Here is a 24,211-nt window from a genome sequence, read left to right as displayed (position 1 = left end):
AGCCAAACCAAATTTTATTCCCTGTGTCATTTTCTTGGTTTTATCTAATATTAAAGATTTTTAGAACTAGAATTTTTATGCTTCTCAGGGAGTTAGTGAAAATATGTAAATTAAGGGGAGGTTAAGGTTAACAACCTAAAACATAAAGAATAATTTTTATCGGAATTGTTTTATATTTTATTTGTTTATTTATGTTGTTTAATTATATTTTCAATTACAGATAAAACGAAGGTTTACTGTACCAAATCTTTATCCAAGGACATGATAATATCAAGTATAAGATTTGCCGCATTTATATAAAAATCTGTCTGTATATTCTCAAAGGTATCTGTTTCTTTGTGGTAATCTTCGTGGTCTTCTACCCCAAAGTAGATAAAAGGGACTCCTTTCAAGTGAAATTGTGCATGGTCTGATGCCAAGGTCCAATCGTCCCTTCCCATTTCAGGTTCATCATGACCAAACAATAAATTGGGGGTTCTTCCTTCGGACACTTTCTGGATAAGTGGTTTGAGAAAAGGATAATGATAAGTTCCTGCTGCATAAAGTTCATTGTTCTCATTTCTACTGATCATGTCCATATTGATATTTAGGACAACATGGTCCAAAGGGAACGGGAAGTCTGCTACCAGGGCTTTTGCTCCTTGATGCCCCATTTCTTCGGCATCCAACGCAACAAACATCATGGAATGTTGAGGTCTGTTTTCTATAAAATAGCTTGCAAAAGCCAACAAGGCGGCTGCTCCAGAAGCATTATCATCTGCCCCATTGAAAATTTTATCTCCTTGCCTGCCCAAATGGTCATAGTGGGCCGTAATCACGATGAGTTTTTCAGTGCTTTCCCCTGGAATGAAACCTATAATGTTTGCAGCATTTTCATATAATTTTCCATCCCTTCTGTTTCTGAAACTGAAATATTGTGTGAAATCCCGGTATTGGGAAGTCAGGCCCAGTTCGGTAAACCTATCTTTGAACAAAGCCCTAGCCTTAAGACTTCCTTCCGAAAGGGGCTTTCTTCCCTCCAGTTCATCCGATGCCAAATAGGCCATATCTTGAATTAATTGTTCTTCATCAATTTTTTGGGCTTTGCAGATGAGTGGGGTGAGTAAAAAAATTACCCATAAAATTCTTATTAAATTATTCATATTGAGATATATTTTTTATCGTTATGTATATTCGTAAAATTAGCAAAGGATTTATATCCAGATTCAAAGACTTATGAAATATCTTTCAGTGTTGCTGTTAATTTTCTTTCAATTTTTCAATGCTTTTAGTCAAAGTGGCCTTCCAGATTATTTTTTAGAGGGTAAATCTGTGATTTTGGTTTCTTCTTCTCCCCAGGCGAGACCTTCCCTTGAATGGCAGGATATTGCAGAAAGTATTCATGAAAGTTTGTTGGCGATCGGGGGAGACCCTGTTGGCTACTATGAATTAGAAGATATTACACTTTCCCAAGAAGTACAAGCGGGGTATGCTTCAGCTTTTTCTAAAAGACTTATAAGTGCTATCGTACTCATTACCCGGAAAAATAATAGTCAAATATCCCTTCATATTGCACCTTTTACCGGCAATGCGGCTTTGGTTCCTGCTATGGGCATTTGGGGTATGGAAGCAGAAAACCTGGAGAGTTTGCAACAATCATTACAGACCATGGGACAACAGGTTAAAAGCAGGAATTTTTTGGTCCTGGAAGTACCGGAATTCCCTAATTCTGAGGCAGGCCTGCAAAGTGTAAGGAGGTTTTTTAATAGAAATCCTTTAAATCTTGATGCTTTTAAACTGGGTATTCCACTGTCCGGTGCTGCCGGTGATGCGGGGCTTCTAATGAGTTACCGGTATGACTTGCTCGGAAAAAGTGAACAAGCTGTCATCGCTGAACAACAAGCTGAAAAGTCTGGCTTAGAACAGCTATTAGATGCATATTACCCCTATCAGTATGAGTTTTTGACCAATCCAAGGGGAGATGCTGAATTGGTGAGGGATAGGATTCAGTTTGTTCTGATGAGGCTGGAGGGTAAAGAAGGAGATTTGATGCAATCCATGGGGCTATCCATTGATAACCCTGAAGAAAAAACCAGGATTGTGGTTAAGTATTATATCAGACTTATTGTGCGCGATGAATTATATATAGGGCCTGAGTGGGATGCAGACCCGGATTGGAGAAAGGCTCTTACAGGATTTTTGAAAAACCTACAAATAAAATAAGGGATCCAAAAGATCCCTTAATAAGCTTCAGTGTGTTTAATGGGTGATCAAACAACTTTTGGCTTTATTTATCAATGGCACCTGTAACCCTTTTCATAAAGGCATTCATGGCCTCTTTTTTATCCACCCCTTCTTTTATCATTTGATTAACCTCCAAACTTCCATAAAGGTTTGAGAGTAATTCTCCCATCACCTCTATTTCCTCGTCTTTTAAAGAGGGTATCTCTGTCATGCTTTCAAGAAGCTCGATAGTTTCATGAACCCAATCTTCGTCATTGTTTTCAATAAAACCTAGTATATGCTTAATTATTGGCAATCTCATCGATCAGTGATTTAAGTACTTCTTCCTTATTGGTTTGAGATTGATTGATCAGTTTTCCGGATTTAAAAGCTGCAAATGTGGGCAAATTGGTGACTTGTGCCAATTTTCTAGATTCAGGAAGTTTTTCCGCATCAACATAAACAAATGACACACCTTCATATTCCCCTGAAAGCCGTTTCATTTTAGGTTTCATGATACGGCAACTGCCACACCAAGTAGCGCCATACTGCACAATTACTTTATCGTTGTTTTCTACTAATTCCTGTAAAGTATCGGTATTTAATTCCTGTAACATTTTACTAAAGTTTTATTTGAATCTGCAAAAATAACACCTATCGGCTTTAATGACCAATAGTTTTTTTCTATAAGGCATAGGTTAAACAGTATAGAGCTCTTTTTTCAAAAAAGGAATGAGTGCCAGGACGACCGCTTGTTGATAGTATTCTTTGCGGTCAATTGCACCATTGGTAAGGATTCCCACAGCGCCATTTTCTTGCTTAGAGTTACTTCGATCAAAAACCTTATCATCTGCTTCCCCCAGTTCCATACCTTTTGATACCAAATCCACAATTGCTTTTGGAAGAAAGAATGTGGAAGTTTTTGCTTTGCCAATATGGTCATTGCTATCTAAAACCACAACCCAGGCAAAAGCATGCATTTCGTCTTGGATTAAATCCACACCTCCTTCTATTCCCACCCAATAGTCAGCTTCAGGGAAAACATTTTTGGAATTCCTGGCTCTGTTTAAGGCACCTTGAAACGTTTCTTCATCACCATAAGGTTGATCGGAAACATCAGAACTTACATTCAACCCTTCTACTAAAAAAGATCCTTGGAATGCCTGATGAAAGGCGGCCTCCGTACAGGAAATTTTTACCGGGTTTTTGCTTCCCACAATGATTAACTTTTGTCGCAGGTCTTCTTGGATATTACGTCTTTTGGGAAAATTCATTTTTTGTATTTAAAAAAGAAAAACTGTAGATATCGCACCTACAGTCAATTTTATTTAAGCAACGTTAGTGAAAACCTGATTCACATCATCATCTTCTTCCAAACGTTCTATCATTTTGTTTATTTCTTCTTCCTGTTCATCGGTTAATTCCACGGTAGTGGCAGGGAACCATTGAAAATCGGCATTGATAATTTCAAGATTTCTGTCTTCCAAGGCTTTTTGCATTTTTCCAAAATCCTCAAAAGCTGTGTAAACAAAAATTTCACCCTCGTTTTCTGCAATTTCTTCCAAACCGAAATCAATCAGTTCCAGTTCCAGCTCTTCCATATCCAGCTCATTTTGGGCAAACCGGAAAACGGCTTTTTTATTGAACATGAAGCTTACTGAGCCAGATGTTCCCAAAGAACCACCTGATTTGGTAAAATAATGCCTTATATTGGCTACGGTTCTGTTGGTATTGTCCGTAGAAGTTTCAACAATTACGGCTACCCCAAATGGACCATATCCTTCATATACCAACTCCTCGTAGTTTTTTTCGTCTTTATTTGAGGCCCTTTTTATTGCTGCTTCTATACGGTCCTTTGGCATAGCTGCCCCTTTGGCATTTTGGATAACCGTCCGCAATTTTGAATTGTTGGTAGGGTCAGGCCCCCCGGCTTTTACAGCCATCACTATTTCTTTGCCTAGGCGGGTAAAAACCTTAGACATTTTACTCCATCTTTTGAACTTTCTCTCTTTTCGGAATTCGAATGCTCTTCCCATTTTTTGACAGATTTTAAAAGCTCGGTAAAATTAATAAATCTTTTCTAATCGCTTCCATGCCAAGGCCCATTATGCACCAATAATCAAAATTTATACAAATTTTAAAGCTAAATTGTGTGGATTCTATTCGGAAACAGCCGCTAATCTGGATTTTAAAAATCATTATTTTGTAAATACCGTTGAATCTATCAAAGGCTCCAAGTAAATGAAGGCCGAACCAATCCAAGGCGCTGTGCCTCGGTTAAAAATTGCTAATCAAACTTTAAACTTTGACGATATGACCTCAGAAGCCCAAGACCCGACAACTGTTATTCCAAATATTCCCAAAAATGATAAAAAAAGAATAGTCATTATCGGAGCTGGGTTTGCAGGACTCAAACTGGCCAGGAAATTATCAGTTACAGATTATCAGGTTGTACTTCTGGATAAAAATAATTACCATATTTTTCAGCCACTTTTATATCAAGTGGCTACCGCCGCATTACCCCCAAATGCTGTTTCTTTTCCTTTAAGACGATTATTTCATAGTTCTTCCAATGTACTGTTCAGGATGGCCATTGTGAAGAAAATTAATAAAAGAGAAAAACGTATTTATACCAATCTAGGCACATTGGAATATGACATATTGGTTCTTGCCCAAGGGGCTAACACCAATTATTTTGGAAATGAGAACATCCACCGTTACGCTGCCCCAATGAAAACTACTTCAGAAGCCTTATATATCAGGAATAAAATCATTTCTAATTATGAGCGCGCTGTTAATATAGCAGATGAAAAGGAAAGAAAACCGATCATGAATGTAGTGATCGTGGGGGGTGGTGCAACTGGAGTTGAACTGGCAGGATCTATTGCGGAATTGAGAAATACAGTATTTCCAAAAGACTATCCCCAACTTAGTTTTCAGAATATGCGGGTGATATTAATCGAAGCCGGAAACACGCTTCTCAGCGGACTTTCAGAAAAGTCAAGGGAAAAAGCGCTGGAATACCTGCAAAGACTGGGGGTAGAAGTCATGTTAAATACTATGGTGGAAGATTATGATGGGTTTACTGTAAAACTGAAGGAAAAGCCATCTATTGAAACCATAACATTGCTTTGGGCAGCCGGGGTGAAGGCTAATCTTATGCCAGGAATAGACGCTGATCAAATTGCTCCAAATGGAAGGATGCTTGTAGATGAATACAATAGACTTATTGGGGAGGATTATATTTATGTCATAGGAGATCAATGTCTTCTTAAAGAAGGAAAATTCCCCAATGGTCATCCACAAGTTGCCCAAGTCGCTATCCAACAAGCTGATAACCTCGCCAGAAACCTGAAATCAGATCTTAAAGCCAAGCCGTGGAGCGCCTTTCGTTACAAAGATTTAGGCTCTATGGCTACTGTTGGTAAGAAAATGGCGGTAGCAGATTTGCCATTTATTAGGTTCAGGGGTTTTTTTGCATGGTTTGTATGGCTATTCGTGCATTTGATGGCCATTTTGGGTGTAAAAAATAAGCTACAGATATTTATCAATTGGGCTTGGAAATATTTGGCCTTTGATCCAAGCCTTAGACTGTTGATACGCCCAAGGTATGTAAAGCCTTCAAAGCGTGAGTGGTTGATAGAGGATAGAGATTATGAGCTTTAATTTTTTATAGGAGCGAACTTGATCCTGCCCGATTTATTATTTGGGAAAGATAGCTTCTGGGAAGGCCATTTTCTTTTCCACCTTTAAGTATTGTTTTCCAATAATTTTCATGTGGAAATATGCCAGACTCATTTTTTGAAGATACAAATGTGAATGCGGAAAGCTTTCCCTTTGCAGTAAATACCTCCTTTTCTACCAATTCATAGCCAGGTTCTGAATTGAGAAAGTAGCTTCTATCTTCTTCATCTATTTCAAATAACAAGCCGTATACTGATTCATTTTTGGAGGCAATAATATTGGCTCTGGCTGATCCGTCAGGGTTTGGGTAGTTAAATCTAAAGCCAAAATGTGGAAGGACAGCAACACCTAAATTTACTGGTTCTGATTTTAATCTGCTTTTCAGGGTCTCCACATCGAGATTACTGGCATAACCAAAATAATAAAATTTTTCCATGTGGCAATTTAAGATTTGTTAACAGAATATTCACTTATGCTTATTAAACCATGACTGATTACTTTGGTCTAATTATCAAAATCAGTTAAAAAAAGCGCAATTGCCCGGGGACGTAAAATAGTTGGCTGATTGAAACATTAACCTTATAAATGACAAAACCATGAAAAAGATATTATTGATTGTCGTAATGTTTTCTCTTTCCTTAGGCGTATTTGCCCAGAGAGGTGGAGGGCCAAGAGAAATGCCAAAACCAGAACAGAGGGCTGAAAGAATGACCAATAGAATGGCCGAGCAGCTTGAACTTACCGATGAACAAAAAGATAGGATCTATCATATTAACCTTAAAAATGCACAGGAAAGACAAGCAGAAATGGACGCCAGAAGGGCTGAAGCCGATCAAAGAAGGGAAGGAAGACGTGTACAAATGCAAGAGCAAATCAAAGAGGTAGAGTCCATCCTGAATCCTGAGCAAGCAGAAAAATGGGCTGAAATGAGAGAAAGTAACCGTCAAAGGGGGGAATACGGCCCTCAAGGGCCAAGAGGTCATCGAGGGACTGAAATGCGAAAAGGTAAAGGCCCACATGTGGAAGGATCCTCCCAAAAAGGAAAGCAAAAACAAGTTCGCAATAGAAGTAAAAAAAGTACAGATAAATAAATTTTCATAATAGATTAGGTTGGTTGATTGATTGAAAAAATCCCGGTCGATGACCGGGATTTTTTTGTGTCAAAACCCAAAAAGAGCAGGTCAGGAACCTGCTCTTTTGATGTAGGCCTATATTTAAAAAAGGCCATTTCAATCAACTAACTTCTGCTTACTCTTTTATCTTAGGCTTATTGCGGTCAATGTTCTTGGAATAAATCTTCTTCAATTTCATAGTATCCCTCATCTTTTTTGGGTAAGGCTGAGCTTCCCATCAAATACTCATCCACCTTGACTGCTGCTTCTCTACCTTCTGAGATAGCCCAAACAACCAAAGATTGTCCCCTTCTCATGTCTCCGGCAAGGAATACTTTTTTGTTTGTACTTTGATAGGCTTTGGATTTAGGTAAGGAATTCATCAAGGTTTCTACGCCAAAGGCACCTAACAGACCATTTTGAGCCGGTCCAGTGTAACCAATAGCAATAAATGCCAGATCACAGGGGATTGTTCTTTCTGTTCCGGCAATTTCTACAAATTGCATTCTTCCTTCCTCTTCTTTCCATTCTAAATCCACCAAAACCAATCCGGTAACTTCTCCTTTTTCATTGCCCACAAATTCCTTGGTCAAAATAGAAAAAACCCGATCAGCACCTTCTTCATGAGAACTCGACGTTTTCAATGTCATGGGCCATTCAGGCCATGGATTTAGTTCTGTTCTTTTCTGCGGTGGTTTGGGCAGTAACTCCAATTGTGTGATACTTTTGGCTCCTTGTCTGTTTGACGTGCCAATACAATCTGAACCTGTATCCCCTCCCCCGATTACTACCACATGTTTATCTTTGGCAGAAATAGGGTTTTCCGGTAATTCTCCTGCGATCACTTGGTTTTGTTTTCCCAGAAAATCCATAGCGAAATGTACACCTTTCAGATCAGAGCCTTTAATGTTTAACGCCCTGGGTTGTTGGGCGCCAGTAGCAAGAATGACGGCATCAAAATTTCTCAGGATGTTTTCAGCTTTGATATTGAACCCCACTTCGGTACCATTGCTGAAAATCACACCCTCTTTTTCCATGATTTCCAGCCTTCGGTCAATCACCCATTTTTCCAATTTGAAATCTGGGATACCATACCTCAAAAGGCCACCAGGCTTTTGGTCTTTTTCAAAAACAGTAACTTCATGACCAGCCTGGTTGAGTTGATCGGCTGCGGCAAGACCTGCCGGTCCTGACCCAATGACTGCCACAGATTTTCCAGTCCTTTTTTTGGGTGGTCTCGCTTGAACAAAGCCCATTTCATAAGCTTTTTCAGCAATGCTTTTTTCTATCAACTCAATGGCTACTGGATCTTTGTTGATCCCTAGTACACAGGAGGCCTCACAAGGAGCAGGACAAATTCTTCCGGTAAATTCCGGGAAGTTATTTGTGCTTTTAAGAATGAGAAATGCTTCTTCCCATTCATTCCTATACACCGCCTCATTGAATTCGGGAATCACATTACCCAAAGGGCAACCTTGATGACAAAAGGGTATGCCGCAATCCATACATCTTGCGGCTTGCTGGTTTAATTTTTCCCCATCAAATGGTTTGTAAATTTCTTTATAGTCATGGATCCTTTCTTCTGGTTCCCGTGATGCCGGTAATTCCCGCTTAAATTGTAAAAAACCTTCTTTCGCTCCCATCTCTTATGACACCAATGTTTTAGATTGTTCTAATGCTTTTTTTCTTAATACTTCTTTGAAGTCTCTTGGAATAACTTTGATGAACCTTTCCCGATATTCGTTCCAGTTTTCCAGGTATGCTTTACCCAGTTCACTATTGGTCCAAGCAACATGTTTATCCAAGGCTTCCCTTATTGTCACAAAGTCGTCCTCGTTTAATGGATCAAGATCTACCATTTCCTGGTTGACCAAGTGCAGGTATTCTTTGAGTATATAAGCAATTCCGCCACTCATTCCGGCTGCAAAATTCCTCCCTATTTCTCCTAAATTTATCATGAGTCCACCTGTCATATATTCACAACCATGATCACCAATGCCTTCAACAACCGCTTTTACACCTGAATTCCTTACGCAGAACCGCTCTCCGCCCTTTCCGTTGATAAAAGCTTCTCCGGAAGTAGCTCCATAAAAGGCCACGTTGCCTATAATGATGTTTTCATGCGATATAAAGCGGGCATTTCGACTGGGGTAGACGATAAGTTTTCCACCGGAAAGTCCTTTTCCAAAGTAATCATTGGACTCGCCCTCTAATTCGAAAGTCAGTCCCGTGGCAAGGAAGCCTCCATAAGTCTGTCCTGCTGAACCGGTGAACTTGAAATGCACGGTATCTTCAGGAAGACCTGGTGAACCATAGATTTTGGAGATTTCGTTTGAGAGCATGGCCCCCACCGAACGGTCTGTATTTTTAATTTTAAATGTACCTTTGACTGGGTTGGCCTGCTCCAAAGCCGGTAGGGCTTCCTTGAGTAGTTTTCTGTCCAATACTTTCTTGAGCTCAAACTCCTGATCAATTTGCTTGTAGATGCCTACATGATCAGGCACTTCTACTTTGTGGAAAATAGGAGACAAGTCAACTTTATCCCATTTCCAGTGATCAAGGTGACTAGAAGATTTGAGTACATCACTTTGTCCTACCATTTCGTCAACTGTGGCAAATCCTAAGGATGCCATAATTTCTCTTAGGTCCTGTGCGAGGAACATAAAGTAATTGACCACATGGTCAGGGTCACCGGTAAATAGTTTTCTGAGCTCTGGGTTTTGTGTGGCAATGCCTACCGGGCAAGTATTTAAATGACATTTACGCATCATGATACAACCTTCTACAACCAGGGCTCCGGTAGAAATTCCCCACTCCTCCGCACCCAAAAGGGTAGCAATGGCAATGTCTCTTCCTGTTCTTAACTGTCCATCTGTTTGGAGTACCACCCTGCTTCTTAAATTATTTTTCACCAAGGTTTGATGTGCTTCAGACAAGCCCAGCTCCCAAGGAAGGCCGGCATGCCTTATAGAACTGAGGGGTGAGGCTCCAGTACCTCCGTCTGCTCCAGATATTAATATCACATCTGCCTGGGCTTTGGCCACACCTGCAGCTACTGTACCTACCCCTGCTTGGGAGACCAGCTTGACATTTATCCGTGCTTTTCTATTGGCATTTTTAAGGTCATAAATCAACTGGGCCAGATCTTCTATAGAATAGATGTCGTGGTGTGGAGGTGGTGATATCAAACCAACTCCGGGGGTAGAATGCCGCACCCTTCCAATCCATTCATCCACCTTGTGCCCAGGTAATTGACCGCCTTCCCCAGGCTTGGCGCCTTGTGCCATTTTGATCTGAATTTCCTCTGCATGCGTCAGGTAATTGCTGGTAACACCAAATCTTCCCGAAGCTACCTGTTTGATAGCAGATCTTTCCCAGTCCCCATTTGGACTTCTTTCAAATCTTATCTCATCTTCACCACCTTCCCCACTGTTACTCTTTGCTCCAATACGGTTCATAGCGATAGCCAATGTGGAGTGGGCTTCATGGGAAATCGAGCCAAATGACATGGCGCCAGTAGCAAAACGTTTTAATATGGACTCAACCGACTCCACTTCTTCTAATGGAATGGAAATTCTTTTTTTGAATTCAAAAAGCCCTCTGAGTGTCAGGGCATCTTTGCTTTGATCATTGATTTTCTGTGCAAATTTTTTGTATAGGCCATAATCATTTAGCCTTGTTGATTTTTGTAATAAGTGGATGGTTTCCGGATTGAAAAGGTGCTTCTCGCCCCTTCTTTTCCATTGATAAACACCTCCAGTTTCCAAAACTGGACTTTCTGCTTGATATGCTGCACGGTGCCGAATCAGTACTTCTTCCGCTAATTCATCAAAAGAAATTCCTGATATACGGCTGATGGTCCCTTTGAAACACCGGTCTATCACTTCCGGCCCTAAACCAATGGCTTCGAAAATTTGAGCGCTCTGATAAGATTGAAGCGTACTGATGCCCATTTTCGAAAGAACTTTCAATAGCCCCTTGCCAATGGCATTTTGGTAATTCAGGAAAAGTTGCTTTTGTGAAATTTCTTTTCCCAAGGCAGCCTTCTCCTTCAAATGAATCAATGATTCTAAAGCCAGGTAAGGATTGATGGCAGAAGCACCATATCCGATTACGGTGGCAAAGTGATGGGTTTCTCTGATATCCCCTGCTTCCACTACCAGCCCTGCTCTGGTTCGTATTTTCTTTTTTACCAGGTGATGGTGAACGGCACCGATTGCCAGAAGGGAAGGGATAGGTGCTTTTTTGTCTGTACTGTTGCGATCAGAAATGATAATGATATTTTTCCCTGCATATATCGCCCCTTCTGCTTCTTTACAGAGTTGGTTCAATGCCTCCAACATCCTGCCAGGTTCATGATCAGCTTCGAAGTGGGCATAAAGGGTAACTGCTCTGTATCCCTGTTCATCCAAATGCTTTAATTTTTGTAAATCTTCATTGAGCAGTACCGGTTGGGAAATATGAATCTGACGCGTATGTCTGGGGCTTTCTGCCAGAATATTATGACTTTCCCCGATTCTGGTAAATAAGGACATTACCAATCTTTCCCTAATCGGATCGATGGGAGGATTACTGACCTGTGCAAAGAGTTGCTTAAAGTAATTGGAAATGTGCTGACTTTGTTTGGAAAGCACTGCCAAAGGCGTATCTGCCCCCATAGAGCCAATAGCCTCATAACCTGACTCTCCCATGGGCGAAAGCACTACTTTTATTTCTTCTGAAGTATATCCAAATATTGTCTGACGCTGCTTGATCTCCTCTGTACTATACGGGTAATCGAGTTGTACCGGATCCGGCATCAACCGGAGCTTGAGACGCTCTTCTTTTACCCAATTATCATAGGGTTTGTTATCGCATACAGAAGATTTAATTTCTTCATCGAATGTAATTTTACCTTTCTCCAGATCTGCCAAAAGCATCCTTCCTGGGCTTATTCTGCCCTTTTCGGTAATTGTGGCTTCTCTAATAGGGAGTGCGCCTGCCTCGGAAGAAAGGATTAATCGGTCATCGTTGGTGATAAAGTAACGTAAAGGTCTTAAACCGTTTCTGTCTAGTGTGGCTCCAATGGATTTTCCATCAGTAAAAATCAAAGCTGCAGGACCATCCCAGGGCTCCATTAAAGCTGCATGGAATTTGTAAAATGCTTTACGGTCTTTATCCATCATTTGGTTGTCCTGCCACGCTTCTGGCACCAGCATCATCATCACATGGGGTAAGGATCTTCCACTCAGTGTGAGTAACTCCACTAAGGCATCCAAATTGGCAGAATCCGAATTTTGCTTATTTGTTACGGGCATGACTTTTCCCAACTCTTCATCCGTGAAATACATGGAACGCATCAGTGTTTCCTTGGATTTCATTTTGTTAAGATTGCCCCGAATGGTATTAATTTCTCCATTGTGGGACAGGTATCGGAATGGTTGCGCCAGTCTCCAGTTGGGAAAAGTATTGGTAGAGAACCTGGAATGTACTATGGCCAATCCTGAGGTTATTTTATTGTTTTGCAAATCCTTATAAAAAGGCAATACCTGATCAGTACGCAGCTGCCCTTTGTAGATCAGTGTGAAAGCTGAAAAACTTGCAAAGTAAAATGCTGAATTCACACCTGGTACGGTGCTGTTAATGGTTTTGGAAGCATAATTTCTTAAGATATAGAGCTTCCTCTCCAAGTCAATATCTGAAAGACCATCTTGGTGAGCGACAAAAACCATCTCTATATTGGGCATCACTTCAAGAGCACCTGAACCTGGTACTGTTTCATCAACAGGAACATCCCGGTAACCGAGAAGCTTGAATCCCAACTCTGTGATGATTTTATTAAGCAAAGTTTTGGATTTCTTGTACAACTGCTTGTTTCTCGGGAAAAAGGTCATGCCTACACCATAGCTCCCTGTTTCAGGCAGCTCAAAACCAGCCCTTCGGGTGACTTCTTGCAGGAATAAATGGGGTAGTTGGATGAGGATGCCTGCGCCATCACCTGTTTTGGGATCAGATCCCCTCCCCCCTCTGTGCTCCATGTTGCTGAGCATGTACAGCGCATCACTGATGGTTTCGTGGCTTTTTATTCCTTTTACATTTACAACCGCCCCAATCCCACAGGAATCGTGTTCGAAAACATCACGATAAAGTCCTTGATTCATTTATATTTTGTTTAATAGGTTTTTCATTTTTTGGTTGCAAAATTTACAAAAAAATTTCCTTTTTTTAAAGTGAAGGCAATAAATAGGGATTTATTATGAATAGTTTACATCAATAAATTGAGTAAATTGCTTAAAATAAAAATTATTTGTGGGCTGTATTTATAATGGTGTTTTTTTAAAAATATGCCAAACAATAAAAATGAGGTTTAAATTTAAACCATAATTTTTAAATAAGCATTGAATTATTCGATATATGGTTTAATGTGATTTTCCGAATTTTTTTCTAAACTTTTCAAAAGTATTTTAAAAAAATTAGGATCGTGAAAGAAACCAACAAGGATAGCCGAAAAATAAAATTTTCATTATTTTACAGATAAAAAAATATTATTTTTTATAAAAAAGTGTTAATCTTCATTGTGACCTAGGGTTTCTTTGTCTTCAGAAAGTAGGTGTACTTTTACTTTTTTTATGCGTTTGGCATCTACAGCGAGGATGGTAAATTCGAAATTAGCATACCTGATTTTCGACCCATTTTTTGGGAGATTAGAATTGATTTCTAATAACAGTCCTCCTAAGGATTCACTTTCTCCCTTGACATCGTCAAATATTTGCTGGTCAATATCCAGTTTTTTACAAAAATCATTCAAAGAGACCTTGCCTTCAAATACGAAGGTATGGGTATCAATTTCCTTAAAGAAGAATTCATCTGCATCGTCAAACTCATCGTTGATTTCTCCAATAATCTCTTCAATCAAATCCTCAAGGGTTACCAAACCAGATGTGCCTCCATATTCATCCACGACAATGGCCATGTGTACACGCTTTTTTTGAAAGTCCTTTAGTAGGGCATCTACTTTCTTGTTTTCCGGTACAAAAAAACCTTTTCTAATCAGGTGTTGCCATTCAAAATTTTCATCTTGTTCGATATGAGACAAAAGATCTTTGATGTAAAGAATACCAGCAATGTGGTCGATGGTTTCTTTGTAGACTGGAATACGTGAATAGCCGCTTTTATTGATTTTATCCATCAGCTCATGAAAGTCTGTTTCAAAATCCACAGCCGTAATGTCCATTCGGGATTGCATTACCTGCCTCACTGAAAGAGTTCCAAAGTTGACAATGCCTTTAAGAATGTCTTTTTCCTCATCAGTGGTATCTTCTGTAGTAATTTCAAGGGCCTGATTCAGTTCATCTACGGATAAGGAATATCCTTTTTTTTCTATGCGCTTCTCAATGATATTACTTAATGTCATCAAGAAAAAAGAGAGGGGTTTGAGAAATATGGAAAAAAAATAAATGAAGGGCGCCATGAATAGTGAAAATTCCATTTTAGCTTTAGTGGCATATACCTTGGGTACAATTTCCCCGAAAAAGACAATGGCAAAAGTTACCCCAACGGTTTGACCAATGATAATTAAAATACCTGTTGCGTTGAGTCCAAACAAACTCCAGGTAAAGAAAGTGGTCAAGGTGACAATACCGATATTGATCAGGTTATTCAGGATCAATATTGTACTCAAGAGATTCTTAGGTGACTCGATTAGCTGTATCGCTTTAGCCGCCCGCTTGTCTAAGCGGTCATCCATTTCGGATATATCTTCAGCATTGAGTGAGAAAAAGGCTACTTCGGAGCCTGAAACCAAGCCTGAGGCCAGTAGCAGGATTACAAAAATGATTACATTAATCAATATATAGCTGGCTGAAACCTGATTGATTTCAGCCAGTAGCATAAGACTCGGGTATGGGTCGTCCATCAAATTAAATGACTGATGATTGCAAAATTAATCAATTATTAAGCAAAACTTCAAAAAATTCTTTAGAATGGAAGATCATCATCATCAGCAGGACCCGCTGGTACAGAAGTACTTGGCATGGATTGCGTGGATCCGGTATAGGCGCCCGTGTTAGATTGAGGTGAACCTGCATTATCAGGCCTGCCCCCTAACATGGTAAAGCTGAGTACCCGTATTTTCGTTCTTTTACGGTTATTACCTTGTTCATCCTGCCAGGTATCTGACTTGATTTTACCTTCTACATAGAGCTGCATGCCCTTTTTAAGGTATTGCTCTGCTATTCTTGCCTGTCCATCCCAAAGCTCCAAATCATGCCATTCGGTGTTTTCTACCCTGTTACCACTTTTGTCCTTGTAGGCTTCTGTGGTCGCTAATCTCAGGTTGGCTACCACTTTGTCTCCTTCCAAATGCTTTACTTCTGGGTCTGCCCCCAAATTACCTAATAAAATTACCTTGTTTACTCCGGCCATAATCTGTATTGTTTAATCGTTTGACAAAAAGTTCATGAATAAATTTAGGGATTATTTTTCTTCATTCAAATACCTCAAAATCAACCTAGGTTTTGCCAGACTCTCCAGTTGGTCTTCATCCACTAGCAAAAAACCCTTGGCTTGCGCCCACTTCTCTAAGTTGATTTTATGTTGTTCCCTAATCACGAACTTCACAAAGTTGGCAAAAATTCTTTGATGTGTCAGTATGTGTTTATAAATATGGGGATCTTCTAAGACACTTTGTGTCTCAATATTGTCGTTAGGCTCAAATACATAAGGTGCCCGTTCTGATAGAGAGGTTGTTAATGCTACTTCTTTTAGTGGAAAGTCAAAAAGTCCTTGCCAGATATCTCCTTTGCCTCGTTGCTTTACAACAGTATAAGCCCCACATACTATGTGGTTGTACTGAAAAAACCTTTCTTTGATTTTTAGTTTTTTGGATTTGACGGGCAATTGATCTACCATGCTTTTTTGATAAGCAAAACAACCTTCCTTTAGGGGGCAGGACCTACAGTCAGGGCTTTTGGGTACACATTGTAGGGCGCCAAACTCCATAATCGCCTGATTGTAGGCTGCAGCAGAATTCTTCGGAATGAGCATATTGGCAAATGATTCAAAGGTTTTTTTCCCTTTGCTGCTCATTATATCTTCTGAAATGCCAAATACCCTGCTCAAAACACGAAAGACATTTCCATCTACCACCGCTACAGGTTCTCCATAAGCAAAAGAAGCTATGGCAGCAGCAGTATAACTCCCCACGCCCTTTAATTGTAACAGTTCTCGGTATGTTTTGGGAAATGTGGATTGTCTGTTTTCAAAGATTTCCTTAGCGCATGCGTGCAGGTTTCTTGCTCTGCTGTAATAACCAAGGCCTTGCCATAAACGCATGACTTCTTCTTCGGGGGCTTGGGCCAATGCCTCTATGGAAGGATAATTTTCAGCAAATTTTTCAAAATAAGGTAATCCTTGGCTTACTCTTGTTTGCTGTAAAATGATTTCAGAAAGCCAAATGAAATATGGATTTTCAGTGTTTCTCCAAGGCAAATCACGCTTGTGAACACCATACCACTCTAAGATTCTTTCGGAAAATACTTTAGGACTCAAAATTTACGTTACTTATTAGATTAAGACAATGTTAAACAATTCAATCTAAATTTGTACATTTTGTTTTTATATTGAATAGGTTCGTATAAATTTGCAGTCCCAAAAATAGTTGGTTAATAGGTCGTTAAGCTTATTCGATAATAATTTAAATTCAGCAAACAGTGACTAAAGCAGAAGTAATCACCAAGATTTCCGAAAAGACTGGAATCCAGAAAGACGATGTGACTCAGACCGTTGAGGCGTTCTTCAAAGTAGTAAAAGATTCCATGGCGGAGGGAGAGAATATTTATGTAAGAGGTTTTGGAAGCTTCATCAACAAGAAGAGGGCTAAGAAAATCGCTAGAAACATCTCCAAAAATACGGCTATCGTTATTGACGAGCATTATGTTCCGGCATTCAAGCCTTCTAAGGTTTTCATTGAGAAAATTAAGAACAGCAAAAAAATTAAAGAACTAGCTCCTCAGGATTAATCCTGAGAGCTTTCTTTCCTTATGAAAAAATCCCAAATTATCATACTTGTTGTCGGTATTGCTGTCATTGGTCTGCTATATTCTCTTCCTAGAGTTGTAGTGGACAATGAAGAAGGAAATGCCGAAATAGTGGATCAAGGTAATATTTCCGGCCCTTCGGTAGAAACACTTCATGATGCCCCTTTATCGGAAGAGGCAAGGGAGACCCTTGATGCTATAGCGAGTAAATTAAAGGGAGAAACGGACAAGGAAAAATTTGCAATATTGGCTGATACCTTAGCACTGATTTACGCTCAGGTAGGTAAATTTGATTCTGCCGCTTATTTCTTAGAACAGGCAGCATTGAAATTGGATAACCTTCAAACCTGGGAGAAAACTGGTGAGGCGTATTATGAGGCCTATACATTTGCTCTAAATGAACAAAAAGTAGCATACTTGGCTGATAAAAGCCGAACTTATCTGAATAAGGTATTGGAAGTCAACCCGCAGCGATTGGATCTAAAAACCAAAGTGGCCATGACCTATGTGTCATCTGCAAACCCTATGCAAGGTATTACCATGTTGAGGGAGATTTTGGAAGAAGATCCAACCAATGAGGATGGGCTTTTCAATATGGGCGTATTATCCATGCAATCAGGTCAATACAAAAGGGCCGCGGAACGTTTTGAAGAACTGGTGCGTTATCATCCAGACCACCTTCAGGGACAGTTCTATTTGGCTGTCAGCTACTTTGAGTCCAAACAAACTAACAAAGCAAAAAGGCAATTTCAGGAAGTTCAAAGCATGACCACTGATCCTATGGTTTTGGCCAGTGTGGAAAGCTACTTGGAAAAGCTCTAAAATAATTGTTCCACTTTAAATCTTTAAAACTATGCCTTGCGGTAAGAAAAGAAAAAGACATAAGATCGCTACGCACAAGCGTAAAAAAAGACTTAGAAAAAACAGACATAAGAAGAAGTAATACACTTCTTCTTTTTGAGTTTTTAAAGTAAACGTTCATTTAAATCTTAAAATCAGACACGATTGAGCACAGAACTAATAATTGATTCTGTTCAAAACGGTAGTCGGATTGCCCTTCTTAAAGACAAAAGCTTGGTCGAACTCCACTCAGAAGGTGGAGAAAACCAGTTTAAGGTCGGTGATATTTATCTGGGCACAGTGCGTAAAATTGTCAATGGGCTCAATGCAGCCTTTATTGATGTAGGTTATGAAAAGGATGCCTTCCTGCATTATCAGGACTTGGGACCTCAAATCAATAGCCTAAACAAATTTACAAAGCTGGTCAAGAACAATAATTACCAGAGTTTCAACCTGAAAGGGTTTAGAAAAAGAAGGAGATATTGAAAAGCTTGGAAAAATTTCCAATGTACTTTCAAAAAACAATCAGGTCTTGGTGCAGGTAGTGAAAGAACCTATCTCCACCAAAGGACCAAGACTATCCTGTGAGCTCTCCATCGCTGGTCGCTACCTGGTATTGGTTCCTTTTTCAGACACCGTCAATGTATCCAAAAAGATACGTTCGGCAGATGAAAGGAAGAGGCTGGTACGCTTAATTACCTCCATCAAGCCCTCTAATTTTGGTGTTATCATCAGAACAGTGGCTGAAGGTCAGTCTGTCACAGAACTGGACAAGGATCTTCGAAACCTACTGAGCACCTGGGAAGATGGGATGAAAAAACTGGCCAAAGCCAAGGGACGCGACAAAGTTATTGGAGAAATGAGTATGGCCTCCTCGATTATTCGAGACCTGCTCAATGAATCATTCGATGCAATCACCGTAGAGGATGAATTGATCTATGATCAAATCAGGTCTTATATCAGATCTATTGCCCCTGAAAAGGAAAAAATTGTTAAGCTTTACAATGGAAAAGCTAAGCTCTTTGAAAATTTTGGAATCGAGAAGCAAATTAAAAGCTTGTTTGGGCAGACTATCAGTCTTCCACAGGGCGGTTATGTGATTATTGAACATACTGAAGCCCTTCACGTCATAGACGTCAACAGTGGAAACAAGTCCAATCAGGAAAGTGACCAAGAAAATACGGCTTTGAAAACCAATTTGGTCTCAGTAAAAGAAATTGCCAGACAATTGCGCCTCCGGGATATGGGGGGCATCATCGTCGTAGACTTCATCGACATGAAAAAGGCCGATAATAAAAAGGCCATTTATGATGCGATGCGGGAGGCGATGAAAGATGACAGGTCCAAACATACCGTCCTGCCGTTGACCAAATTTGGTCTGATGCAGATCACGAGGCAGCGCGTGCGACCGGAAGTCAACATTGTCACCAAAGAAACCTGTCCATCCTGTGGTGGCACAGGTAAAATTCAGGCATCTATATTGGTGGCTGATAAACTAGAAAAAGATCTCGAACATATTGCAACGATCCAAAACGTTTCAAATATCCACATCGGATTACACCCTTACCTTTATGCCTATTTTACGCATGGAATTATTTCACAAAGGGTAAGGTGGTTTTTCAAATACTTTAAATGGGTAAGACTGATCAAAGACTCTTCCCTCCCTGTGACGGAGTATAAATTCCTGGATGAATCAGGAGAAGAAATTGAACTACAAGTAAAAAGCGAGACCGAATAGGTCCCGCTTTTTTTATGTTCTTTTTTGTCAAAAATTTTCGCAAAAAACATCATACTTTGCCATGGTCAACTATGGGCCATGGAGAAGCCGGATTGGGAGATCGAAAAGGATTATTTCACAGTTTATAAGCTTTGATTAAAGATTGATTAACTAAAATTAAGTTTTTTGGAAACTGTTAATGTTATATCTTAGTTTATAGTTACAACGATTTATGAAATACACAACAGCTTATGCCTTTTTATTTTTAGCGTTTCTCTTTTCATGTGGGAAAAAAGAGACAGCTGATTTAAAGAATAATTTCTCTTATCAATTGGATACTGTATTGATTGACGGGAAAGAGAAAAATTTGGACCTGTCCAGAAATATCACCAATTCGGCCCTAAATATGGAGGAGAGCGCAATCTATTTATTCAATAAGTTTGATCACTCAATAGATGTAATCAACTTGGATCAACTGGAATATGTACAAAACATCCCATTTGACAAAGAAGGTCCAAACGGCACAAGCAATATCATTTATATCTATGCGCTGAAGGATGAACTTTTTTTTATTAAGGGGTCCGTAAAATCTGGAGTATACGATAAAAACGGTAGGCTCTTAAAAAGCGCAGATTGGTCGAAAGTAAATGATGGGGATGATTTTCAAATGCTCAGAAATGAATTGGTCTTGGAATATAGCGATTCGATGAAGGTTTTTGGACTAGCGTTTAGTTTTGATAGAAGCATTCATCTGGATGTAATGTCAGTCGAAACCAATACAAAGAAGAGGCTTGAGATAGATATGGAAAAAGCATATCAAAACAATATTTTGGAATTTGATGATGATGGGAGATACTTCTTTTTAGATCCCATGGTACATCTTACTTCAGAAAACGGTTATGTTATGGTTAGCCATGACTTTTCCAATGAAATTTACATTTTCAATGCAGCAGGGCAGCAGGTGAAAAAAGTCATATATGAGCCTACTTTGACTCCTAAAAGCGTCAAACAAGTTGACAAAAAAGGGATAGTTTCAGTTGATATTTTACAAAATACCTATCAAGGATTTTTAGAGCAGGTAAAATTCAGTCCACCAGTCTGGGACCAGGTAAATAAAAGATACCTGCGCTTATCTGCCCAAAGAGTGTATTCTGATATTAAACAGGAGAATTCCTTTCTTCCTCAAACTAAAGAAACAAAAGTTTTCCTTACAGTTTTTGACGAAGACTTCAACCTGATCTCAGAAGGAGAAGTTCCTGAGTTCAACTCAGAAAGTGTGAAGTACTTTGCCAAAGATGGGAAACTCTGGTACTTTACAAATGTTGATGATGAGCTAGGATTTATTAGACTTAACTTTTCCAATTAAAGCCCTCAAACAGTCCTATATTTCTTCTGCAAGCCCCTTAAAAAATTACGCAAGACTTGATCTTTACAAGGTCTGTACTGGGCTTGGTTGGGCTTACGGAATAAGGCACTAAGTTCGTGCTTTCCAAACTTAAAATCCACCGATGCCAAGGCCTCTAAAATATCTTCGTCTCTCATGTTCAAAGCAATCTTTAGTTTTCTTAAGATGACATTGTTGCTGAGTGTTTTTTTTGTTTGTATGGCGTTCAAGATTTAAAATTAGAAAAATACTTACATGAAACAGGAGAAGAAATTTAACTTCAAGTAAAAGGCGTGACCGAATAGGGCCTGCTTTTTTTAGTGATGTTTTTTTTAATAAATTAATCTATTAAAGCCTATGCCATGGATAGTCCATTCTTAAAATACCTGAGTCAAACAGTACATGTAAAACAAGAGCACCTCCCCTTGCTGGATGAGCTTATTTCTCGAAGACAATTAAAGAAAAATGATGTGCTATTAACTGCAGGACAGGTATGTAAGCATATGTTTTTTGTAGAAGAAGGACTTTTAAGGCTTTTCTCCACAGACGAAAACGGGAAGGAACATATCGTCCAGTTCGCTTCTGAAAATTGGTTCATGTCAGAGCGGGGAAGTCTTTATTTTGGTACACCTTCCGAGTTTTCCATTGATGTGCTTGAGGATTCACAGCTCGTCGTTTTTGATCAGGAATTTATCGAAAAGGCTTCTAGCATCAGTGCGGAGTTTCGAACATACAATGAATACCTATTGCAGAACCATATCCGACATTTGCAAAAGAGAATCAATTTATTGATTGGGGCCAGTGCAGAACAACGGTATATTGAATTTATTAACTTATATGCTGACTTAACCTTAAGAATTCCCCAATGGATGATAGCCTCTTATCTTGGGATTACACCGGAAAGCCTGAGTAGGGTAAGAAAAGGGCTGTCCAGGCAAAATTTCAAGTAGATCATACTTCTTACCATAGGTCAATGCAGTAGCGTTTTCTTCTCCCTAATTTTGTTTAGGAAATAAAATAAATGATATGAAGACGAGAAATATTGAGTTGGTAGTACCTCCAAGAACGCCTCATTTTGTTGGGGACGGGTTTAGGGTCCATAATTTTATTCCAAGTGCCTACCGCATGGACATGAAACGTATGGATCCTTTTATTATGTTAGACTATAATTCCAAATTCCATCTTCCTCCTTCCGATAAGCCAAGAGGCGTAAGTGTTCATCCTCACCGTGGTTTTGAAACTGTAACGATAGCCTATAAGGGAAAGGTTGCCCACCACGACAGTAGTGGAGGAGGTGGTGTAATCGGAGAAGGGGATGTGCAATGGATGACTGCTGCTTCAGGGGTATTGCATAAAGAATACCACGAAGAAAACTTTAGCAAAGCAGGTGGTGATTTTCAGATGGTGCAGCTTTGGGTCAACCTTCCTTCCAAAGACAAAATGTCCACTCCCAAATACCAAGGGATTTCCAACGAACAGATCAGTAAGTATTATCTTCCTGATAATGCAGGTTTGATTGAAATCATTGCAGGGGAGTTTCAAGGACAAAAGGGAGCCGCCAGTACATTTTCTCCTGTTAATATGATGAATGCAAAATTGGAAAAAGGAGGACAGGCAACATTCAGTTTCCCGAGCCATTTTAGTACAGGCGTATTGGTCATTGAAGGAAGTGTTTTGGTAAATGAGGTCGAAAATGTACCAACGGATCACTTTGTGCTGTTGGAAAATGAAGGGACTGACTTCACTATCCAAGCAATTGAAAAAGCGATCGTGTTGGTGTTGAGCGGGGAACCTTTAAATGAGCCTATTGCAGCACATGGACCTTTTGTCATGAACAGCCATCAGGAAATCATTCAGGCCATTGATGATTTCAATCAGGGTAAGTTTGGCTATTTGGAGGAATAATGTAACTTATAGCTTATGTCCAATATCAGTTTAATCATTGAAGAAAGAGCTACCAATATAGGCAATTTTATGGTCGGTAGGCTGCTCCCCTTCCGGCAGAAAAGGTCCGTGGGACCTTTTGTGTTCATTGACCATATGGGTCCAGTTAAAATGAGTGCGCGGGAAAACATGGAAGTGCTTCCACATCCTCATATAGGACTTTCCACCCTTACATTTTTGTTTGAAGGGGCGATCATGCACAGGGACAGTATTGGCAGTGAGATTGAAATTAAACCTGGTGCCGTCAATTGGATGACAGCCGGAAAAGGGGTGGTGCATTCAGAGAGAAGTCCTGAATACCTGAGATATACAGACAAAAGCCTCCATGGTTTACAGATTTGGGTAGCATTACCCAAAGCACTTGAAGAGACGGAGCCTTCTTTTACCCATATTCCTGCTGAAGAAATCCCTATTTGGGAAGAAGATGGCGTTCAATATAAACTGATTGCCGGAGAAGCCTTGGGAAAGAAGTCTCCTGTGCCCGTGTATAGTTCTCTTTACTTTATTGAAATAAAGAGTAAAGAAGCCAAGCATCTGAGTATTGGGGATAAGCTTTATGGAGAAAGTGCTCTATATATTCTTGATGGTAGCATTTCTAGTGAAGGGAATGAATATGAACCCAAGCACATCCTTATCGCCAAGGATGCCAAGCTTTGTGAATTTGGGATAAAGGCAAACACAACTGTCTATATTTTCGGAGGAGAGGTTTTCCCGGAAGAAAGATACATTGATTGGAACTTTGTGTCTTCCAGCAAAGAAAGGCTGGCTAAAGCAAAAGCCGATTGGATCGCCCAAAAATTCCCCAAAGTGTCTGGGGAAACTGAATTTGTCCCTTACCCTAACTGGAAAAAATAAATACACTTATCATGAACATCGAGCAAATTGACAGAGAAAGCAAAGGCTATTTCAAAGCTTCGGAAGATGGAAAGGAAGCGGGGAGAATGACCTACTCTTGGGCAGGAAAGGAGCGTTTTATTATTGACCATACCGAGGTAAATCCTGAATTCAAGGGGAAAAATGTAGGTAATCAAATGCTCATGGCGGCAGTAAACTTTGCCCGGGAAAACATGCTTAAAATCATTCCCTTATGCCCATATGCCAAAAGTGTTTTTGATAAAACAGCATCCATAAAAGATGTGCTCTAAAACGATCTTATCGTATAATGATTGAACCTTGATGCCTTGAAAGTTTTAAACGAGTCAAGGTAAGACTTAAGAATTTCATTTGACCCTACCATTGTGTGCATTATGAATAGAGAGCTATTATCCTGTTGTAAATAACAAGGTAGTTTTACTTTTCATAGAAATAAACT

At 39.7% G+C, this 24,211-nt stretch carries 22 protein-coding genes and 1 pseudogene; 11 read left to right on the top strand and 12 right to left on the bottom strand.

The window, feature by feature from the left end; translation table 11 throughout:
- Window positions 1-233: 233 nt before the first annotated feature.
- Window positions 234-1,142, bottom strand: coding sequence for a M28 family peptidase (locus tag B879_RS14525; RefSeq protein WP_009185953.1), 909 nt, complete (start codon window positions 1,140-1,142; stop codon window positions 234-236).
- A 73-nt stretch (window positions 1,143-1,215) separates the two neighbouring features.
- On the opposite strand from B879_RS14525, the gene B879_RS14520 reads away from it, so the two are divergent.
- Window positions 1,216-2,202, top strand: coding sequence for a hypothetical protein (locus B879_RS14520; RefSeq protein WP_009185952.1), 987 nt, complete (start codon window positions 1,216-1,218; stop codon window positions 2,200-2,202).
- Window positions 2,203-2,266: 64 nt separating this feature from the next.
- Here B879_RS14520 and B879_RS14515 read toward each other — a convergent pair whose 3' ends face one another.
- The 4 genes from B879_RS14515 to B879_RS14500 form a co-directional block, all read right to left on the bottom strand.
- Window positions 2,267-2,524 (bottom strand): DUF6952 family protein, encoded by a 258-nt coding sequence (locus tag B879_RS14515; protein WP_009185951.1) that lies wholly within the window; start codon window positions 2,522-2,524, stop codon window positions 2,267-2,269.
- Window positions 2,505-2,819: a thioredoxin family protein gene (locus tag B879_RS14510; RefSeq protein ID WP_009185950.1), complete on the bottom strand. Its 315-nt coding sequence runs from the start codon at window positions 2,817-2,819 to the stop codon at window positions 2,505-2,507. The genes B879_RS14515 and B879_RS14510 overlap by 20 nt, the downstream gene beginning before the upstream one ends.
- An 81-nt stretch (window positions 2,820-2,900) precedes the next feature.
- Window positions 2,901-3,476: an inosine/xanthosine triphosphatase gene (yjjX, locus tag B879_RS14505; protein ID WP_009185949.1), complete on the bottom strand. Its 576-nt coding sequence runs from the start codon at window positions 3,474-3,476 to the stop codon at window positions 2,901-2,903.
- Window positions 3,477-3,530: 54 nt separating this feature from the next.
- Window positions 3,531-4,238 carry a YebC/PmpR family DNA-binding transcriptional regulator gene (locus tag B879_RS14500; protein WP_009185948.1) on the bottom strand — a complete coding sequence of 236 codons (708 nt, stop codon included), beginning with the start codon at window positions 4,236-4,238 and terminating at the stop codon, window positions 3,531-3,533.
- A gap of 277 nt (window positions 4,239-4,515) precedes the next feature.
- On the opposite strand from B879_RS14500, the gene B879_RS14495 reads away from it, so the two are divergent.
- The gene (locus tag B879_RS14495; protein WP_040400804.1) at window positions 4,516-5,868 is read left to right on the top strand and encodes an NAD(P)/FAD-dependent oxidoreductase; all 1,353 of its coding nucleotides are present in this window, start codon (window positions 4,516-4,518) and stop codon (window positions 5,866-5,868) included.
- 4 nt (window positions 5,869-5,872) lie between these two features.
- Here the strand turns inward: B879_RS14495 and B879_RS14490 are convergent, their stop codons facing one another.
- Complete coding sequence (locus tag B879_RS14490; RefSeq protein WP_009185946.1) at window positions 5,873-6,322, bottom strand: gamma-glutamylcyclotransferase family protein; 450 nt, start codon at window positions 6,320-6,322, stop codon at window positions 5,873-5,875.
- A 160-nt stretch (window positions 6,323-6,482) separates the two neighbouring features.
- On the opposite strand from B879_RS14490, the gene B879_RS14485 reads away from it, so the two are divergent.
- Window positions 6,483-6,977, top strand: a complete 495-nt coding sequence (locus B879_RS14485; protein WP_009185945.1) for a DUF4890 domain-containing protein — start codon at window positions 6,483-6,485, stop codon at window positions 6,975-6,977.
- Window positions 6,978-7,162: 185 nt separating this feature from the next.
- On the opposite strand, the gene B879_RS14480 is transcribed toward B879_RS14485, so the two are convergent.
- The 5 genes from B879_RS14480 to mutY form a co-directional block, all read right to left on the bottom strand.
- Window positions 7,163-8,641 carry a glutamate synthase subunit beta gene (locus tag B879_RS14480; protein WP_009185944.1) on the bottom strand — a complete coding sequence of 493 codons (1,479 nt, stop codon included), beginning with the start codon at window positions 8,639-8,641 and terminating at the stop codon, window positions 7,163-7,165.
- A 3-nt stretch (window positions 8,642-8,644) separates the two neighbouring features.
- The gene (gltB, locus tag B879_RS14475; RefSeq protein ID WP_009185943.1) at window positions 8,645-13,138 is read right to left on the bottom strand and encodes a glutamate synthase large subunit; all 4,494 of its coding nucleotides are present in this window, start codon (window positions 13,136-13,138) and stop codon (window positions 8,645-8,647) included.
- Window positions 13,139-13,542: 404 nt separating this feature from the next.
- Window positions 13,543-14,892 carry a gliding motility-associated protein GldE gene (gene gldE / locus B879_RS14470; protein ID WP_009185942.1) on the bottom strand — a complete coding sequence of 450 codons (1,350 nt, stop codon included), beginning with the start codon at window positions 14,890-14,892 and terminating at the stop codon, window positions 13,543-13,545.
- Window positions 14,893-14,954: 62 nt separating this feature from the next.
- Window positions 14,955-15,401: a single-stranded DNA-binding protein gene (locus tag B879_RS14465; protein WP_009185941.1), complete on the bottom strand. Its 447-nt coding sequence runs from the start codon at window positions 15,399-15,401 to the stop codon at window positions 14,955-14,957.
- Between the two features lie 51 nt (window positions 15,402-15,452).
- Window positions 15,453-16,526, bottom strand: coding sequence for an A/G-specific adenine glycosylase (gene mutY, locus B879_RS14460; RefSeq protein WP_009185940.1), 1,074 nt, complete (start codon window positions 16,524-16,526; stop codon window positions 15,453-15,455).
- A gap of 161 nt (window positions 16,527-16,687) precedes the next feature.
- Between mutY and B879_RS14455 the strand changes: the two genes are divergently transcribed.
- The 4 genes and pseudogenes from B879_RS14455 to B879_RS14440 all read left to right on the top strand — a co-directional run bounded on the left by B879_RS14455 (window position 16,688) and on the right by B879_RS14440 (window position 20,937).
- Window positions 16,688-16,996 carry an HU family DNA-binding protein gene (locus B879_RS14455; RefSeq protein ID WP_009185939.1) on the top strand — a complete coding sequence of 103 codons (309 nt, stop codon included), beginning with the start codon at window positions 16,688-16,690 and terminating at the stop codon, window positions 16,994-16,996.
- A 21-nt stretch (window positions 16,997-17,017) separates the two neighbouring features.
- Window positions 17,018-17,836 (top strand): tetratricopeptide repeat protein, encoded by an 819-nt coding sequence (locus B879_RS14450; protein WP_009185938.1) that lies wholly within the window; start codon window positions 17,018-17,020, stop codon window positions 17,834-17,836.
- A 183-nt stretch (window positions 17,837-18,019) separates the two neighbouring features.
- A pseudogene (locus B879_RS14445) lies at window positions 18,020-19,592 on the top strand (Rne/Rng family ribonuclease).
- Window positions 19,593-19,803: 211 nt separating this feature from the next.
- Complete coding sequence (locus B879_RS14440) at window positions 19,804-20,937, top strand: DUF4221 family protein (protein ID WP_009185935.1); 1,134 nt, start codon at window positions 19,804-19,806, stop codon at window positions 20,935-20,937.
- Window positions 20,938-20,942: 5 nt separating this feature from the next.
- Here B879_RS14440 and B879_RS14435 read toward each other — a convergent pair whose 3' ends face one another.
- Window positions 20,943-21,185 (bottom strand): DUF1456 family protein, encoded by a 243-nt coding sequence (locus B879_RS14435; RefSeq protein WP_009185934.1) that lies wholly within the window; start codon window positions 21,183-21,185, stop codon window positions 20,943-20,945.
- A 132-nt stretch (window positions 21,186-21,317) separates the two neighbouring features.
- On the opposite strand from B879_RS14435, the gene B879_RS14430 reads away from it, so the two are divergent.
- From B879_RS14430 to B879_RS14415, 4 genes are all read left to right on the top strand, one after another.
- On the top strand, window positions 21,318-21,905 hold the full coding sequence (locus tag B879_RS14430) for a Crp/Fnr family transcriptional regulator (RefSeq protein ID WP_009185933.1): 588 nt from the start codon (window positions 21,318-21,320) through the stop codon (window positions 21,903-21,905).
- A 76-nt stretch (window positions 21,906-21,981) separates the two neighbouring features.
- Window positions 21,982-22,860 (top strand): pirin family protein, encoded by an 879-nt coding sequence (locus B879_RS14425; protein WP_009185932.1) that lies wholly within the window; start codon window positions 21,982-21,984, stop codon window positions 22,858-22,860.
- 15 nt (window positions 22,861-22,875) lie between these two features.
- Complete coding sequence (locus tag B879_RS14420) at window positions 22,876-23,754, top strand: pirin family protein (protein ID WP_009185931.1); 879 nt, start codon at window positions 22,876-22,878, stop codon at window positions 23,752-23,754.
- Between the two features lie 11 nt (window positions 23,755-23,765).
- Window positions 23,766-24,044, top strand: a complete 279-nt coding sequence (locus tag B879_RS14415; RefSeq protein ID WP_009185930.1) for a GNAT family N-acetyltransferase — start codon at window positions 23,766-23,768, stop codon at window positions 24,042-24,044.
- The last annotated feature ends 167 nt before the right edge of the window (window positions 24,045-24,211 follow it).

Origin of the sequence: Cecembia lonarensis LW9 (assembly GCF_000298295.1) — a bacterium.
GTDB lineage: Bacteria > Bacteroidota > Bacteroidia > Cytophagales > Cyclobacteriaceae > Cecembia > Cecembia lonarensis.
Note: the sequence above shows the minus strand (reverse complement) of the source record. Positions and strands in the feature narration are given on the sequence as shown.